The sequence below is a fragment of the Sphingobium sp. FW306-1B-F04DB genome, from assembly GCF_058781925.1.
Map to the genome: position 1 here is coordinate 1 of NZ_JBYSXE010000027.1, position 13913 is coordinate 13913.

Below are 13913 nucleotides of genomic sequence, written 5' to 3' on the forward strand. Positions count from 1 at the left end.
TTGCGACCTATCCGAACAACAAGTTCGATGTCTTTCAGTCCGGCGCGACTGCCCCGCGCATGGGCAAGGGCCATCTCATCATCCCCTATAACACGGCATCAGCGGGCGATGTTGGCGCGGTCAACTACAACACATCGACGGGCAGGTTTACCGGCAACACCACCGCAGGCGGCGCGCGAAACTTCCTGCAGACGCCAGCGCAGGAAAATATTGACGCCAACGGCTTCGCGATCCTGAACATCCAGCGCTTGTTCCTGCAGACCGGCAATGGTGATCCCGGTTCGCCCGCAGCGGGGTCACAGCTTCAATTCGTCGATAGCGCTGACGGCAACCTCTATCTGCGTACTTCGGGCGGGGTGAAGCGCATGATCCAGCGCGCAGCGGCAATCCAGACTGTCACCGGTTCGCGCGGGGGTAACGCGGCGCTTGCTTCCCTGCTCACTGCCCTCGCGGTCGAGGGAATTATCGTGGACGGGACGACCGCGTGAGCTGGCTAGATCGGCCTTGTGCGCTGGACGTGGCGGTCAACCTCGTTGAGGCCGTCCCTGTAGCCGTGGCTATACCCGACCATGGCGCAAAGCGCCGCGACGGGAATCACCAGAAAGGTGGTGAGATAGCTGATTCCGGCGAGCGATACGACGCCGGCAATGGCGAGTGCTGTCTTCATTTCAGTCCTCGGTTCATGTTCGTGAAAAACAGGGCGAGCAGCGGCGCCAACACGATCAGCCCGATAATGAGAGACAGCAGCAACTGCTTGCGCGCCCGGTCCCGATTGCTTGTCATGACGCAACTATGAGCAGCGTAACGAACAGCACGACGTTCAGCGACACCAGTCCGCCCGCGAACTGGCGCTGATTCGCGTAAATCCACTTATCCATGCGTGTAGCCTCTCCCCCCACGGCGCATCCATGCCTCACAATCGAAGCGCCCGCAACCCCCTCAAAGGAAACAACATGCAGGCTCCAGCATGACGCTCGATAGCATGAACAAGCACGCAACCGACGCGCTCGCTGGCGGGTCAAGCTTCGTCACCCTCATAGCTTATTGGACCGGGGCCTTGTCACAGTTCGCGCAACAGCTTGCTCCGATCCTGACCTGCCTCGTGCTGATCCTGACGGCAGCCTGGTATCTGGTGAGGCTGATCGACCGCTTCGTGCACGGATACCGTTCCAAGGACGAGTGACAGTAGCGTAACGCGTCACCTTACACCCCGACATTGAAGACAGGAGGCGTCGTGTCACATCATGTTGACCCGAAGCTGTACGAATATTGTACGGAAAAACAACGCCTCGCATTGGAGAAGCTTGACGAGCTAGGCAGCGCAAAAGCCGCCGCTCTGGCGCTTGGCCTGAACGTCGGCGCGGTTTCCGCCATCCACAAAGCCGTCAAGAAGAAGGCGGCGCTACAGGGGTATGCGCCGGAAGCCTCCAACATGGATGGCGCCGCGCCCGCCGGCTTCGTCGTCAAGCGGCATTCCGCGCGCTTCGACAAGGACGGCAATCCCGCTGGTGGTTGGCTCATTACCGAGCCCCTGAAAGCGCAGTATTACGAGCGCGTATCGGAAGCGATCGAGGGAATCCGATCCGATCCGATCACGCTTAACATCGGCCCCGCGCCCGTTGCCGATGAAACCGATATCGTGCCGTGGCTGCAAATCGGGGACGCTCATATCGGGATGCTTGCCAGCGAGGCAGAGACCGGCGCGAACTTTGACATCTCGATAGCCGAGAAAGAGATATGCGCCGCCGCTGCCCACTTGATCGACCGCGCGCCCAATTGCGAGCGCATGGTCATCAACGACCTTGGCGACGGCACACACTATGAAACGTTTGCGGCGCTGACTGAAGCCAGCAAGCACAGCGTGGACTTCGACACCCGCTATTGGAAGATGATCCGCGCCTATATCCGGATCACCCGCTTCATCGTCGAGCGCGCGCTGACCAAGACCCGCACGGTCGATTACATCGCCAACCAAGGCAACCACAGCCGATCGAATGATATCTGGATCGCGGCGCTTGTTGAGGCGGTCTACGGCAGCACGGGGCGGGTCAATGTCCTGAACAACGCCAGCCCCTTCATTGGCTACCGCATGGGCAAGTCGTTCGTGCTCATCCATCACGGCGACAAGTGCAGGCCAGAAAACCTCGCGAAGATCATGGCGGAAGACTTCGCGCTGGATTGGGGCGAAAGCTCCTTCCGCTATATCGACGGTGGTCACGTCCACCATTCGCAGCGCAAAGAACTGACCGGCGCGGTCTACGAAAGCTGGAACAACCTCGCGCCGCGCGACAAGTACGCCAACGACGGCGGGTGGCGGTCAAAGCAGGCAATGAGCCTTGTGATGCGCTCGCGGACATATGGTGAACTGGATCGCTTCAGGCTGCCGATTGAGAAGGTTCGCGACATCATCCTTGCCAACGACAAGACGCATTACGTGCCGCCTGTCATGCGCGCGTTTGCCGCATGAGCTGGACTCAAGGCGTCCAAACCCGTGAGGAACTTCCCGCTAAATTTCTAACGTGGGCTGACGCACAGGGCAAAGGCCCCCTCGAATACATCACATGGTTCGGGTCTGATCCGGGCACTCTCTACCTCGATTACGGGGAGCGGGGGAGCCTGAAGGCGACGCTGAAGCAATGAGGTACTTCGTCGGCTTCGTCCTCGGCGTGCTGTGCGCCGCTGCATGGGCGAGTGCTGTTCGCGAGCCCGAAATTCTCCCGCAATGCGTGAAGACGATGAAGCCCGCCAAGGAGTGGTGGGTCTAGCTCCAACAGACAGGTGAAACATGGACCGTGCCGCCTTCTACGCGGTTATGCGGTCGTCCATCCTTGGCCCTACGCTTTCGCAGGGTGAGGTTGACGGCTGCGACGCCATTCTCGACACGTTCGAGGGGCAACCGCTTGCCTATACCGCTTACGCCCTCGCGACCGCCTATCACGAGACAGCGGGGACGATGCAGCCGATCCGCGAGTACGGCGGGCCGTCGTATTTTTTCCGGATGTACGACATCAATGGCGCACGTCCGGCGAAGGCTAAGGAGCTTGGCAATCTCAGGGCGGGGGACGGCATAAAGTACGCGGGCCGGGGGTACGTACAACTAACTGGCCGAGTGAACTACGCGAAGGCAGAAGAAGAGCTTGGCGCTCCGTTCGTCGCCAACCCTGACCTTGCCATGCATCCGAAGCGCGCAGCGGACATAATGCTGAGAGGAATGCTTGAGGGCTGGTTTACCGGACGCACGCTCAAGCATTTCCTGCCCGCCAACGATCCCGCCTCATTCGATGAGTTTGAGCAGGCAAGGCGCATAATCAACGGCATGGATCGTGCGGCGGATATTGCGCAGCACGCGGTGAAGTTTCAGGATGCCTTAGTTGCCGGAAGCCGCTGCGCGTAATGGGGTGGTCAGCGCTTTGTGAATAGGCCAGCCACGATTCAGTCTCGCGATCACGGCAAAGTAAGGCTTTCCGTATTCCTCCGCCCAAGCCGATACGGGCTGCGTTCGCCCCTCAATCGTCTCCAACCTTAGTGACCGGCGATTGCGACTTTGAGCCGTTCGAGTGGCCCATACGCAATTCTCGGGAGAATAGGGGCCATCCGCGTTCTGTCGCTCAATTGTCAGCCCATCTGTCGGGCGTTCTCCCATATCCACCTTGAAGCACTCATAGCCAGTCAACCCGCCTTCGCCCGTAAGCCATCGGTCACAAACAACAATCCCACGCTGCCCATAGTCTGGCCATGATTTGTTTTTCGGGCTGGTGCATCGGTCGATCATCATCCACCAAAGCTTGTAAAGCGCCTCTCGGGATACACCGCGCGGACGCGTCCCCGGCTTTTGGCAGCCCTCTCCGCATGACGGGTTTCGCGACTTAATCAGCACTTGCCGATCGCGATTGACGACGCGCCCGCAAGTGCACCGGCACTCTAGCACCACAGCAACCCCGCGCCTGAAATGCTTCGTCCCAGCGATCCGTAAAACGGTCAATTGCCCAACGACATCTCCCGGGGAAAACCGGACTGAATCAAGCTTCCGCGTGCGATGTAATTCCATGAACCTTGTATAATTTAACGTGCGAGAAAAAGCAAATGAAGCTGATCAAGGATCTCCTGTTCACGGGCGGCAACAAGGCGCTCGACATTGCCCGCCTGTCCGCGTTCATATCGGTCATCTGCTTCTGGGGCGGTGTATTCTACTCGCTCTACAAGGGCGCTCCGTTTGATCCCCTGAATGTCGGCACTGGCTGCGCTGCGATCTTCGCGGGTGCTGCCGGATGGATCTACTACCGCCAGAAGACGGAGAGCGCGGAATGATCTCTGAACGCGCGCTCAAGCTGCTCCTTCTCGCCTTCGGTCTGCTGACGATCGGCGGCCTTTCGCTCTGCATCTGGGCGTTGGTCGCCCTTGCCCGGTTTCTCTACAGCCTCTGAGGTTCCCAAAATGAAGCTGCTATTTGCGCTCGCACTCGCTGCGGCTCCCGCTGCCGCGTCCCCGCTTCCCGAAATTGGCGATATCATGCCGGTGTGTCGGCAGAGCCTCGCCGCACTGGTGCGCGGGGACAGGGAATGGCTCCCGCGTCACCTGACGGAGATCAGCGCGTCAGATGATGCGCGTAACCGCTTCTACACGATCTGCGCAATTCATCATCAGGGCGCAATGGATCTGATCAGCATTGAAGCCGAAGCGCAGGCGCCGCGGACATGACCGCACTTCTATTCGCCGCCCGCAACTGGAAGCTGCTCGGGCTTGGCTTCCTGTGCCTCGTGATCGCCGGCCTGATCGCGGTGAATGTCGTGCAGGGCAAGCGTCTGGACAAGATGCGCACCCAACTGGCGGCCGAATCCGCCGCGCGTGAACTGTGCCAGGCATCGATAGACGAACTGAAGGCAGACGGGGACAGGCGCGAGAAAGCCGCTCAGGACGCGCTCAGGGCGCAGCGCAAGGCCAATGAGGCGGCACGGGCTACAGCGGAGAAGCTGAGGGCCTACGCGCGCTCCCACGAGCCATCAGGGCAGTGCGCAACCCCTTCACTCGTTCTGGAGGCGGAACTGTGAGGTATGCCCTTATCGCCCTCGTGCTGCTCGCTGGCTGTGCCGGGAAGCCGCCGCTCAAGGTTGCAGTCCCCGTAGCGTGCGTGAAGGCGGAGGCCATCCCTCCCGAGCCGCCGCATGTAAAGTCAGACTTGACAGGCAATGCGGAGATTGACGTGGCGATCATCTCGGCATCGGCGCTTGACCTTCGCGCATGGGGTCTGGAGCTTCGCGCTCAATTGACGGCGTGCGTGAAATAGCTTGCGGAATCCGTGGGTTTTGCTATGTAAATGGGGTCTATGGATTAGACACCGAACGATGATCCCGCTCTGCTTCGGCATCGGGCTTGAAAACCGCCAGCGTCACTAGCGCAGCGGTCGCCCGGGTTGATCGCCGGGCGTAGTATGCTGCGGCGTATGGATTGGGCATCTCCCGGTCGCGCCGCAGCTACTTTCCCAGATGATCGCCGCTGCGGAGGGCTGCGCGGGCGTTGATGCCGATCACGCGTTTCAGGTGCACCCAATGTCCGTTCGGCCTTTCCGCCTCTATCGCAATATTCTCCAACGCCGTCTCAAGACGACTTATGTGATCGATGAGACAGCGAAGGCTTGCGGCGTCAACGAAACAGGATGTACCGCTGTCACCGTCGTTGGGAAGCTGCGCCCGGAAACTCGCTGCGATATCATCTTCATGGGCGATCATGGGTTTGCTCCTTGAGTGCGTCTCGGGCTTCGTTCACCGTGTCGTGATGCTCCGCGAGCGTAAAGCGGCACTGGCCACGGAACGCCAGCCAGTTGGTGTCCTTGCCCTCGCGGTCGGCGATAGCGACAGCGGTGCGAAGGCGTTCGTTGTGATCGGCCAACGCCTCCCGCAAGCGCGCTATCTCCCGTTCTTGGGCTTCGATGACCTCTTCTGCGCACTCGATCGCATCATCAATGTCATCGTTGCTGCGCTTGCTGTTGGGCTGCGAGCGGAGGTAGCGCAGCATCCCCACCAGCCCCTCACCGTCCTCCCCCTTGGGTTCCGGGTAATAGCGGTGCTCGGTCGAAGCTGCGACAGCGGCGCGCATGGCTTTGTCCATGTCGGGTTCAAGCGCAAGGATGTCGACGTTTTCCTCGTCCCAATGGTCGTGCGGACCGTCGTGCCCTTTCGGTCTGATACAAATGTCGTGTCCGTTCATGCGATCCTGACAAGCGTGCCCATCGATTATCATAGGCCGGTCTCTGTTCGGGTAATCCTCGCCCCGATCCCCGCTCGACGCTGGCGGCTGTGCGGTGAGGGCGGCGGAGTAATTGCAGTGCTGGCCGTCCTTTGGTCGCAGATGCGTGCCATCCTTGGTTGTGGGGCCATAGAAGCCGCATGTGTTGCAGAACATGTTCTGCGCCTGTTTGATCGGGTCGGTCATGGCTTGATCCTCCGGTATTCAGCAAGTCTTGGCAGGCCGGTTTCGTCGATCAGGTGAGGCGGCGTGAAGTCCGGGTTGAGACAATGCGGCGGCTTGTTCGATTGGCCGACGCATCCAGCCGTGGTCGGGAAACCATCGCGACAAATGCCGCCCAGCTTGTGTGAAATGCAGGGACCGCTCATCTCTCAGTCCTTCTGCTGCGGTGGGGTTGGGAGCGCGGTGCGGATGGCTTCGATGGCGTGATGAAAGCCGGTTTCGTAAGCCAGTTGCGTGCGCTCTGTTTCACCCCACGTCGATTTAGGCTCAAGTGCGTCCAGCAACTCCCGCCAATCCTCGACAGCGGGGCGGGAGAGGGCGGCCAGAGCGCGCATGGCTTCACCATATGGAACGACAACCTCGCCCGGATCGAATGCGTGCGCGTTGTCCATCGCTTCGGTGACGATGTTTTTCGCCAGCGCCTCGGCCTGTGTGGTGGGGTGGGTCACTGAGGGTTCTCCTGCTGAAGGTGAGCGCGGACGGCTAGGCCGAGGCAGCGGGTAAGCTGAAATCTTGCTGGCCTCCCAAGGCGCTTCAAGTTTAACAGCCCTAGACCAGTCATTTCGAACAGTTCATGCTCCGGAGCCCAATTCGTGCCGCGCCTCCAACTATCAATTGGCATCCTGTTTACGACACGCCGCTGCGCCTTCGTCAGCCCCCGCGCTATCCCCGCGACATCCTGCTCTACGGGCAGGGAGGGTTTATTGGTCATGCTGCTGACTCCCATAGAAGCTTCGGTTCGATCGGGTGCTTGTCGGTGCGCTGGCGGCTTGGGACGCTCCAACTTTTGCCCGGCGTCTCACCCATGAGTTTCCAGCCCGCAGCTTTTAACGTGGTGCCTGGCTCGCTCTTGAGGATGTATGTCCCGATCCGGCTGTACCCGAGCGCGAAGGCGGCCTTTGCAGCTGCGCCGTACAGGAACGAGCACGCGTTCTTGTGACCAGTTGTGCAGAGCCGCGTCACCTCAAGCGTTCGGCCATCATCACGACGACGCGCCACCGGCCTTCCGACGATCACGACGCCAACACATTCCTCGTCAAGCATGGCGGCCAAGCTGAACTTGTGCCCGACTGGCGGCGTGTGGTGGCGATGATGCTCGCGCACGAAATCCGCCGCGAACTCGAAATCGCAAGGGGCTATCTTGAGCCGGACGCGCGCCGATGCTGCATCACTCTGCATCGGTCTTTTCCTTGTTGAGGGTGGAGGCATCCACGTAGGTGACTTTCGAAAAGTCAGGATCGAACCCCTCCGGCTCTATGCAATCGACGATCAGGCGACCCCGGCGGACATATGTCGCGGCAGGCGGCTCATCCCATATTGCTCTCAGCTTCCCGGCCAGCGGTTCAGTGCGCATTCCTTGCCGTTTCCAAATGGAGACAGCCCGAAACGCTGCCGTGGCAATGCGGGAATTGTCCACTTCTTGACCACGGGCGCCGACGAACAGCGGGCCGAAGCGATCGCTCCATTCGAAGAACCATACTCGCCCGCCGACGCGGATGGTGTAGTCTCGCCCATCGGTGAAGCTGCATATGTGGATGCGTGACTTATCACCCGCAGCCGCCTCCACGAGACGTTCTCTGGTGGTCATGCCGATGCACCCTTCCGAACAATGATCGTCCAGTCTTCACCCGTGTCCCTGCGGGTGATCACCGTGGAAAACTCTTCCACCTCCGCCCATTCTGGAAGATCGCTGGCCGCGTGGGCTATCTCGTCCATCGCGTTTGCAATAATGCGTCCGAAGCTGATCAATTGATTGTCCGTCATAAAAACAACTCCCCCTGTTCCGGTTTGCATTGCTGTGCCCTGCGGCGTGCGTTCGCTGCCCATTGCAGGAGCGTGCGGGCGTAATCCGGTTGCGTGGATCGACGTGCCGCAGCCTCACGGAGATAGACCCGGGCGCAGTGCAGGTTTATGGCGCGGTCGGACATCATCCCTCCTCCTGAGAGGGGGAAGGGGTGGCGTCTGCCATTTTCCGCAAGGTGATGCGATCGAGCCCGGTCGCCCTTGCCGCCTGACCTTCCGACAGCGTTCCTTCCGCGTACAGGCGAACGATCAGCGCAACCATTGCACCGCCGAAGTATCCTCGGCTGTAGCTGCCGGCATGTCCGCGAGGCCCATATTTCGCGCGTCGAGTTTCCCAGGCGCGCTTACGGACCTCCGACAGCCCCACCTTCCCACCGGTCTCAGACATGGGGATGACTCCCGGTGAGGTGGGCGACTAAGTGCAGTTTACTCTCAAGCGCCTCTTCAACGTCGGCGACCGTATCGCGCCAGACATATGCGGCCGCGTCGAGCATGCTTGCGCCTAGCTCTGCCATGCACGCCTGAATGATATCCCGCTTGCCACGGAGAAAGATTTGTGGCGGCGGGGTTAGAACGGCTATCCATTCCTCGCCCCGGACGGCCGCATTCATGGCGTCCTTGAGAGACGGGTGAGCGTGAAACCATTCGCCATGCTCGCGGAGCCATCCAAAGGCAAAGTGCCACACCGGCTCCTGCCAGCCCTTGCCGGGTACTGCCGCAAGCAGCCGAATTGGGTACGGGTTCGAAGTCTGAATGTTTGCAAATCGATCCTTAGCGCTGTGGCTGCGTCCGATCTTGATCAGCCCGTGCGGGTGCTCGACGAAATAAAGCTCGTCAGAAACGACGGCCTCCGCGTCGGGGCAGTAATGCGCTTTAGCCATGCCGGTCTCCCGCGAAAACCAGTGCTCCCCTGTTCAGTTTGAACAGATGAACCGGACAAAGCCGGAACGACTCGGGATCAGCCGGAGAGGGTGACGGGGCAATCCCCACGGAAAACCGCCACGCTTGGCCCGGGGACGTGGTTTGTGGTACCAGGGGTCGGGGGTTCAAGTCCCCTCGATCGCCCCATTTTCCCGGAGCGGACAGCGCGGGCCGGGCTGATCGAACCATCCCGACATCGCGACTGTTCCGAGCGGCATTGCTGCGTCGTTGCGCGTGAGCGTGAAAATCTATCGGATCCGCTATTCGGACTCGCAATCGAGAATTGATAATATTATTGCCATCGCTGGTAATTAAGTTTGTCAGGTGAGCAACGATGGACTCGGTGTGGGAATATCCCGATTTTGACGATCATGAGGGCATTCACCTCTTTCGCGATCCGGCCGCGGGCCTGACCGCGGTGGTGGCGGTCCACAGCACGCATCTGGGCCCGGGCATGGGCGGCGTGCGCTACTGGTCCTACACCGACAAGTCCAAGGCGATCACCGACGCGCTGCGCCTTTCGCGCGGCATGAGCTTCAAGAACGCGATGGCCGATCTGCCGCTGGGTGGCGGCAAGGGCGTGATTCTGGCTGGGCCCGGCGCTGAAAAGACGCCCGAACTGCTCGCCGCCTTCGGCCGCGCGGTTGAATCGCTCGGCGGCAAATACGTCACCGCCGAGGATGTCGGCATCAGCGATGCCGACATGGTGCAGATCGCGAAGAGCACGCGCCATGTCTCGGGCCTGCCCGTCGAACACGGCAACGCCGGCGGCGATCCGGGGCCGTTTACCGCGCTGGGCGTCTTCCTTGGTGTCAAGGCTGCTGCCGAGCGTGGCCTCGGCAAGACCGACATGACGGGCGTGCACGTCGCGATCCAGGGCGTGGGCAGCGTCGGTGGCGGGCTCGCGCGCCTCCTCGCCGGCGAAGGCGCAAAGCTGACGCTGGCCGATGTCAACGCGGATCGCGCCAGGGCGCTTGCCGAGGAACTGGGGGCGACCGCGGTTGCGGCTGACGAGATCCTCGGCATCGAGGCCGACATCATCAGCCCCAATGCGCTCGGCGCGATCTTCAACGAAAAGTCGATTGCGGCGCTGCGTACGACGGTGATCGCGGGCGGTGCGAACAACCAGCTTGCCACGCATGACGACGGCGCGCGGCTCAAAGCGCGCGATATCCTCTACGCGCCCGACTATGTCATCAACGCGGGCGGCATCATCAATGTCGGCCTCGAATATCTGGGTCATGGTGATCGTGCGGAGGTCGAAGCGCGCATCCACCGCATCCCCGGGCGCTTGCATCAGGTATGGGACGAGAGCGCCGCGACGGGCGACCCGGCATCGGATGTCGCCGACCGGATCGCGAAGCGGCTCATCGGGCGGGGCTGAACCTCGTCCGTCCGTACAAGCGATTTCGCGGCCGGCGGGCCGAATCTCTTGCCCTTGAGGGGCGGTTGGTGGCACAAGGCCGCGCCGGCAGGGCCGGCGGGTCGCGTCACCGTTTAACATACTGAGGTTCCACCGCTTACCCGATGCACGGTTTTGCCAACCCGGCACGTTTCCTGAAAATCGCACGACCGCTGACCTCCTGGCTCGGCTGGGCGGGGGCGTTGCTGATTGCGATCGGTATGGCAGCGGGATTGTTCCTGACGCCGCCCGATTATCTTCAGGGCGAGAGCGTGCGGATCATGTACGTGCATGTGCCCGCGGCGTGGCTGGGCATGGGCGGCTGGACGGGAATCGCGATCGCCAGTTTGATGCAGCTCGTCTGGCGGCATCCGCTTTCGGGCGTAGCGGCGCGCGCGATCGCGGTACCTGGTGCGCTGTTCACCGTGATCTGCCTTGTCACCGGCTCGATCTGGGGACGCCCGACCTGGGGTACCTGGTGGGAATGGGACGGGCGCATGACCTCGATGCTCGTGCTGCTCTTCCTCTATCTGGGCTATGTTGCGCTCGCCAATGCGGGCGAGGAAAAGGGGGGCGTGAGCCGCGTGACCGCGATCTTTGGGCTGGTCGGCGCGGTCAACATTCCGGTGATCAACCGTTCGGTCGTATGGTGGAACTCGCTCCATCAGGGGCCGAGCATCACGCTCAAGGGTTCGACAATCGATGCCGGGATTCTCTGGCCGCTCGCCTTCACCACGCTCGGCTTCTCGCTGCTCTTCGGCGCGATCGTGTTGATGCGCATGCGCGCGAACCTCGCCGAAATCCGCGTCGAGGCGCGGCTGAAACGGATGGCGCAGGCATGAATCATTGGCCCTTCATCATTGCAGCCTATGCGCTGACCATTGCGGGAACGCTGGGTGTTACGGTCTGGGCTTGGGCCGCCATGCGCAGTGCCGAGAAGCTGTCCGAACAACTGAGGCGCGACCGGTGAAGGCGAAGCATCAGCGGCTGACGCTTGGCATCGCAGCGCTCGTCGCGATCATCGGCGCGACGCTGCTCGCCATGTCGGCGCTCAAGGACCAGGCGGCCTATTTCTATTCGCCTTCCGACGCGAAAAAGGCGGGCGTTCCGGCGGGGCAGGCGATCCGGTTGGGTGGGATGGTGACGGGCGGGTCGATCGTGCACGAGCCCGATGGCGTCACGATCCGTTTCGTCGTGCACGACAACAGCGACAGCGTACCCGTCCGTTTCAAGGGAATCGTCCCCGACCTGTTCAAGGAAAATTCGGGCGTGGTGGCCGAGGGGCGCTTCGACGCGAGCGGCACCTTCGTCGCCGACAATATCCTCGCCAAGCATGACGAGCGCTACATGCCGCCCCAGCTGGAAGGCGAAATGCACAAGACGGGCAAGGTAGAATGATCGCCGAAGCCGGTCTGGCGGCGCTGTGGCTCGCCTTTGCGCTCGCGGCGCTGCAGTTCGCGCTGGTGGTGATCGGGCTCAGGAGCCGTGACACGCTGTTCGACGCAGTGCGTCCCGTCGCGGTGGTGCAGGGGCTGCTGGCCGTCACCGCATTCGCGATGCTGATCTGGCTGTTCCTCAGATCGGACATGTCGGTCGCGCTGGTCGCCGCCAACAGCCATTCGGCCAAGCCCTGGCTCTACAAGTTCGCGGGCGCATGGGGGAACCATGAAGGGTCGATGCTGCTCTGGGTGACGATCCTGGCGCTGTCGGGCAGCCTGGTTGCGCTGTTCGAGCGACGCCTGAAGACGCCGACATTGATGGCGACGCTGGGCGCGCAGGCCTTTATCGGGCTGGGTTTCTACGCCTTCCTGCTGTTCGCTTCGAACCCGTTCGCGCGGCTTGTTCCGCCGGCGGCAGAAGGACAGGGGCTCAATCCGCTGCTGCAGGATCCCGGCCTCGCCTTCCATCCGCCGACGCTCTATTTCGGCTATGTCGGTATCTCGATCGCCTTTTCCTTCGCGGTCGGCGCGCTGGTGACGCACGATGTGGGCGCCGCTTTCGCGCGTGCCATGCGTCCCTGGGTTCTCATCAGCTGGGTGTTCCTGACGCTGGGCATCACCGCGGGCAGCTACTGGGCCTATTACGAGCTGGGCTGGGGCGGCTGGTGGTTCTGGGATCCGGTGGAGAATGCCTCGCTTATGCCCTGGCTCGCCGCAACCGCGCTGCTCCATTCGGTGACGGTGCTCGCGACGCGCGACGGGCTGCGTGCCTGGACGGTGATGCTTGCGGTCGTCGCCTTCTCGATGTCGATGGTGGGCACCTTCCTCGTTCGTTCGGGCATCCTGACCTCGGTCCATGCCTTTGCGGTCGATCCGACGCGCGGCAGCTTTATCCTTGCGTTGCTCGTCATCTATATCGGCGGTGCGCTCGCGCTCTACGGGCTGCGCGTCGGCACGGTGCGCGAAGGCTCGCAGTTCGACCTCGTCAGTCGTGAGGGCGCGCTCGTCGCCAACAACCTGATGCTCTCGGCTATTCTCGGTATTGTGCTGATCGGTACGCTCTATCCGCTCGCCGCCGAGGCGGTGTCGGGGGAAAAGCTGTCGGTCGGCCCGCCCTATTTCAACACCGCTGCCGGGCCGATCGCGCTGGTCATGGTGACGCTGATGGCAGCCGGCCCGCTGCTGCGCTGGCGGCGCGACGACGCGAGGGCGCTGCTCAACCGCATCGCGGTGCCGATCCTGATCAGTGCGATGGCCTTGCTCGCGCTGGTGCTGCTTGCGCCGGGCACGGGCATCTTTCCGCTGCTGGGTCTCGTACTTGCGGGCGGCGTCGCCGCGGCAAGCGTAGCGCCTTTGTGGAAGCGCAATCTGCGCCGCACGCCGCTTTTCACTTGGGGCATGGTGATTGCGCATCTGGGCATCGCGGTCAGTCTCGCCGGCATGGCGAGCGAAAGCGCCTTCACCAAGGAGACGCTGATTGCGGCCAATATCGGCGATACCGAGACCGTCGGGCCGTTCACCGTCCGCCTCGACACTGTCGAGCCCGTCGCAGGCCCCAACTGGACCGCGCTCGAGGCGACGCTCACGGTGCGGCGTGGCGACGGCCAGCCCTTCGTGCTCAAGCCGCAGGCGCGGATGTTCCCGTCACCGCCCACCGAGACGAGCGAGGCAGCAATCGCGACGCGGATGGATGGGCAACTCTATACCGTCATCGGCAAGGAGGACACGCAGGGCCGTTGGCAGCTCCGTCTCTGGTGGAAGCCCTTCGTGACGCTGATCTGGCTCGGGGGCGGCATGATTGCGCTCGGCGGGCTGCTCTCGTTGATCGGGCGTGTCCGGCGCGAGCGGCAAGCCTATGATCGCCGAGCTTATGCTTAGGATGA

General features: G+C 62.0%; 22 protein-coding genes. 13 read left to right on the forward strand and 9 right to left on the reverse strand.

Translation table 11 applies throughout. From position 1 onward, the window contains the following. Positions 1 to 488: hypothetical protein (locus AC3WJD_RS12830; RefSeq protein ID WP_492747054.1), on the forward strand; the 488-nt coding region annotated here is incomplete at its 5' end. Between the two features lie 5 nt (positions 489 to 493). On the opposite strand, the gene AC3WJD_RS12835 is transcribed toward AC3WJD_RS12830, so the two are convergent. Next, positions 494 to 667: a hypothetical protein gene (locus AC3WJD_RS12835; RefSeq protein ID WP_492747055.1), complete on the reverse strand. Its 174-nt coding sequence runs from the start codon at positions 665 to 667 to the stop codon at positions 494 to 496. A gap of 300 nt (positions 668 to 967) precedes the next feature. Here AC3WJD_RS12835 and AC3WJD_RS12840 point away from each other — a divergent pair, with 300 nt between their 5' ends. From AC3WJD_RS12840 to AC3WJD_RS12870, 7 genes are all read left to right on the forward strand, one after another. After that, a complete protein-coding gene (locus tag AC3WJD_RS12840; protein WP_492747056.1) occupies positions 968 to 1183 on the forward strand; it encodes a hypothetical protein in 216 nt (71 codons plus the stop codon). A 51-nt stretch (positions 1184 to 1234) separates the two neighbouring features. Next, positions 1235 to 2467, forward strand: a complete 1233-nt coding sequence (locus AC3WJD_RS12845; RefSeq protein ID WP_492747057.1) for a hypothetical protein — start codon at positions 1235 to 1237, stop codon at positions 2465 to 2467. A 169-nt stretch (positions 2468 to 2636) separates the two neighbouring features. After that, a complete protein-coding gene (locus AC3WJD_RS12850; RefSeq protein WP_492747058.1) occupies positions 2637 to 2765 on the forward strand; it encodes a hypothetical protein in 129 nt (42 codons plus the stop codon). A 20-nt stretch (positions 2766 to 2785) separates the two neighbouring features. Next, positions 2786 to 3394, forward strand: coding sequence for a glycoside hydrolase family 19 protein (locus AC3WJD_RS12855; RefSeq protein ID WP_492747059.1), 609 nt, complete (start codon positions 2786 to 2788; stop codon positions 3392 to 3394). A 689-nt stretch (positions 3395 to 4083) separates the two neighbouring features. Beyond that, positions 4084 to 4308: a hypothetical protein gene (locus AC3WJD_RS12860; RefSeq protein ID WP_492747060.1), complete on the forward strand. Its 225-nt coding sequence runs from the start codon at positions 4084 to 4086 to the stop codon at positions 4306 to 4308. A 126-nt stretch (positions 4309 to 4434) separates the two neighbouring features. Further along, a complete protein-coding gene (locus tag AC3WJD_RS12865; protein WP_492747061.1) occupies positions 4435 to 4698 on the forward strand; it encodes a hypothetical protein in 264 nt (87 codons plus the stop codon). Beyond that, a complete protein-coding gene (locus AC3WJD_RS12870; RefSeq protein WP_492747062.1) occupies positions 4695 to 5048 on the forward strand; it encodes a hypothetical protein in 354 nt (117 codons plus the stop codon). The genes AC3WJD_RS12865 and AC3WJD_RS12870 overlap by 4 nt, the downstream gene beginning before the upstream one ends. A gap of 423 nt (positions 5049 to 5471) precedes the next feature. Here AC3WJD_RS12870 and AC3WJD_RS12875 read toward each other — a convergent pair whose 3' ends face one another. The 8 genes from AC3WJD_RS12875 to AC3WJD_RS12910 form a co-directional block, all read right to left on the reverse strand. Further along, positions 5472 to 5726 carry a hypothetical protein gene (locus AC3WJD_RS12875; protein WP_492747063.1) on the reverse strand — a complete coding sequence of 85 codons (255 nt, stop codon included), beginning with the start codon at positions 5724 to 5726 and terminating at the stop codon, positions 5472 to 5474. Then, positions 5713 to 6429, reverse strand: coding sequence for a hypothetical protein (locus tag AC3WJD_RS12880; RefSeq protein WP_492747064.1), 717 nt, complete (start codon positions 6427 to 6429; stop codon positions 5713 to 5715). The genes AC3WJD_RS12875 and AC3WJD_RS12880 overlap by 14 nt, the downstream gene beginning before the upstream one ends. After that, a complete protein-coding gene (locus AC3WJD_RS12885) occupies positions 6426 to 6611 on the reverse strand; it encodes a hypothetical protein (protein WP_492747065.1) in 186 nt (61 codons plus the stop codon). The genes AC3WJD_RS12880 and AC3WJD_RS12885 overlap by 4 nt, the downstream gene beginning before the upstream one ends. A 3-nt stretch (positions 6612 to 6614) precedes the next feature. Further along, entirely contained in the window at positions 6615 to 6914 is a 300-nt protein-coding gene (locus AC3WJD_RS12890; protein WP_492747066.1) for a hypothetical protein, read from the reverse strand. Between the two features lie 259 nt (positions 6915 to 7173). Beyond that, positions 7174 to 7644 (reverse strand): XF1762 family protein, encoded by a 471-nt coding sequence (locus AC3WJD_RS12895; RefSeq protein WP_492747067.1) that lies wholly within the window; start codon positions 7642 to 7644, stop codon positions 7174 to 7176. Further along, entirely contained in the window at positions 7634 to 8053 is a 420-nt protein-coding gene (locus AC3WJD_RS12900) for a hypothetical protein (protein ID WP_492747068.1), read from the reverse strand. The genes AC3WJD_RS12895 and AC3WJD_RS12900 overlap by 11 nt, the downstream gene beginning before the upstream one ends. Beyond that, positions 8050 to 8292: a hypothetical protein gene (locus tag AC3WJD_RS12905; RefSeq protein ID WP_492747069.1), complete on the reverse strand. Its 243-nt coding sequence runs from the start codon at positions 8290 to 8292 to the stop codon at positions 8050 to 8052. The genes AC3WJD_RS12900 and AC3WJD_RS12905 overlap by 4 nt, the downstream gene beginning before the upstream one ends. Positions 8293 to 8648: 356 nt before the next feature. Next, entirely contained in the window at positions 8649 to 9149 is a 501-nt protein-coding gene (locus AC3WJD_RS12910; RefSeq protein ID WP_492747070.1) for a GIY-YIG nuclease family protein, read from the reverse strand. A gap of 374 nt (positions 9150 to 9523) precedes the next feature. Here AC3WJD_RS12910 and AC3WJD_RS12915 point away from each other — a divergent pair, with 374 nt between their 5' ends. The 5 genes from AC3WJD_RS12915 (at position 9524) to AC3WJD_RS12935 (ending at position 13908) form a co-directional block, all read left to right on the forward strand. Beyond that, complete coding sequence (locus tag AC3WJD_RS12915) at positions 9524 to 10573, forward strand: Glu/Leu/Phe/Val family dehydrogenase (protein WP_492747071.1); 1050 nt, start codon at positions 9524 to 9526, stop codon at positions 10571 to 10573. Between the two features lie 143 nt (positions 10574 to 10716). Next, on the forward strand, positions 10717 to 11433 hold the full coding sequence (gene ccmC / locus AC3WJD_RS12920) for a heme ABC transporter permease CcmC (RefSeq protein WP_492747072.1): 717 nt from the start codon (positions 10717 to 10719) through the stop codon (positions 11431 to 11433). Then, the gene (locus AC3WJD_RS12925) at positions 11430 to 11561 is read left to right on the forward strand and encodes a hypothetical protein (protein WP_492747073.1); all 132 of its coding nucleotides are present in this window, start codon (positions 11430 to 11432) and stop codon (positions 11559 to 11561) included. Before ccmC ends, AC3WJD_RS12925 begins: the two co-directional genes overlap by 4 nt. Beyond that, on the forward strand, positions 11558 to 11989 hold the full coding sequence (ccmE, locus tag AC3WJD_RS12930) for a cytochrome c maturation protein CcmE (RefSeq protein WP_492747074.1): 432 nt from the start codon (positions 11558 to 11560) through the stop codon (positions 11987 to 11989). Before AC3WJD_RS12925 ends, ccmE begins: the two co-directional genes overlap by 4 nt. Next, the gene (locus tag AC3WJD_RS12935) at positions 11986 to 13908 is read left to right on the forward strand and encodes a heme lyase CcmF/NrfE family subunit (protein ID WP_492747075.1); all 1923 of its coding nucleotides are present in this window, start codon (positions 11986 to 11988) and stop codon (positions 13906 to 13908) included. The genes ccmE and AC3WJD_RS12935 overlap by 4 nt, the downstream gene beginning before the upstream one ends. Positions 13909 to 13913 lie beyond the last annotated feature (5 nt).

Excerpts from the sequence above, each read along its gene's own strand:
- AC3WJD_RS12835 (WP_492747055.1), bottom strand. The coding sequence starts at position 667 with ATGAAGACAGCACTCGCCATTGCCGGCGTCGTATCGCTCGCCGGAATC.
- AC3WJD_RS12840 (WP_492747056.1), top strand. The coding sequence starts at position 968 with ATGACGCTCGATAGCATGAACAAGCACGCAACCGACGCGCTCGCTGGC.
- AC3WJD_RS12850 (WP_492747058.1), top strand. The coding sequence starts at position 2,637 with ATGAGGTACTTCGTCGGCTTCGTCCTCGGCGTGCTGTGCGCCGCTGCA.
- AC3WJD_RS12855 (WP_492747059.1), top strand. The coding sequence starts at position 2,786 with ATGGACCGTGCCGCCTTCTACGCGGTTATGCGGTCGTCCATCCTTGGC.
- AC3WJD_RS12860 (WP_492747060.1), top strand. The coding sequence starts at position 4,084 with ATGAAGCTGATCAAGGATCTCCTGTTCACGGGCGGCAACAAGGCGCTC.
- AC3WJD_RS12865 (WP_492747061.1), top strand. The coding sequence starts at position 4,435 with ATGAAGCTGCTATTTGCGCTCGCACTCGCTGCGGCTCCCGCTGCCGCG.
- AC3WJD_RS12870 (WP_492747062.1), top strand. The coding sequence starts at position 4,695 with ATGACCGCACTTCTATTCGCCGCCCGCAACTGGAAGCTGCTCGGGCTT.
- AC3WJD_RS12875 (WP_492747063.1), bottom strand. The coding sequence starts at position 5,726 with ATGATCGCCCATGAAGATGATATCGCAGCGAGTTTCCGGGCGCAGCTT.
- AC3WJD_RS12880 (WP_492747064.1), bottom strand. The coding sequence starts at position 6,429 with ATGACCGACCCGATCAAACAGGCGCAGAACATGTTCTGCAACACATGC.
- AC3WJD_RS12885 (WP_492747065.1), bottom strand. The coding sequence starts at position 6,611 with ATGAGCGGTCCCTGCATTTCACACAAGCTGGGCGGCATTTGTCGCGAT.
- AC3WJD_RS12895 (WP_492747067.1), bottom strand. The coding sequence starts at position 7,644 with ATGCAGAGTGATGCAGCATCGGCGCGCGTCCGGCTCAAGATAGCCCCT.
- AC3WJD_RS12900 (WP_492747068.1), bottom strand. The coding sequence starts at position 8,053 with ATGACCACCAGAGAACGTCTCGTGGAGGCGGCTGCGGGTGATAAGTCA.
- AC3WJD_RS12905 (WP_492747069.1), bottom strand. The coding sequence starts at position 8,292 with ATGGGCAGCGAACGCACGCCGCAGGGCACAGCAATGCAAACCGGAACA.
- AC3WJD_RS12910 (WP_492747070.1), bottom strand. The coding sequence starts at position 9,149 with ATGGCTAAAGCGCATTACTGCCCCGACGCGGAGGCCGTCGTTTCTGAC.
- AC3WJD_RS12915 (WP_492747071.1), top strand. The coding sequence starts at position 9,524 with ATGGACTCGGTGTGGGAATATCCCGATTTTGACGATCATGAGGGCATT.
- ccmC (WP_492747072.1), top strand. The coding sequence starts at position 10,717 with ATGCACGGTTTTGCCAACCCGGCACGTTTCCTGAAAATCGCACGACCG.
- AC3WJD_RS12925 (WP_492747073.1), top strand. The coding sequence starts at position 11,430 with ATGAATCATTGGCCCTTCATCATTGCAGCCTATGCGCTGACCATTGCG.
- AC3WJD_RS12935 (WP_492747075.1), top strand. The coding sequence starts at position 11,986 with ATGATCGCCGAAGCCGGTCTGGCGGCGCTGTGGCTCGCCTTTGCGCTC.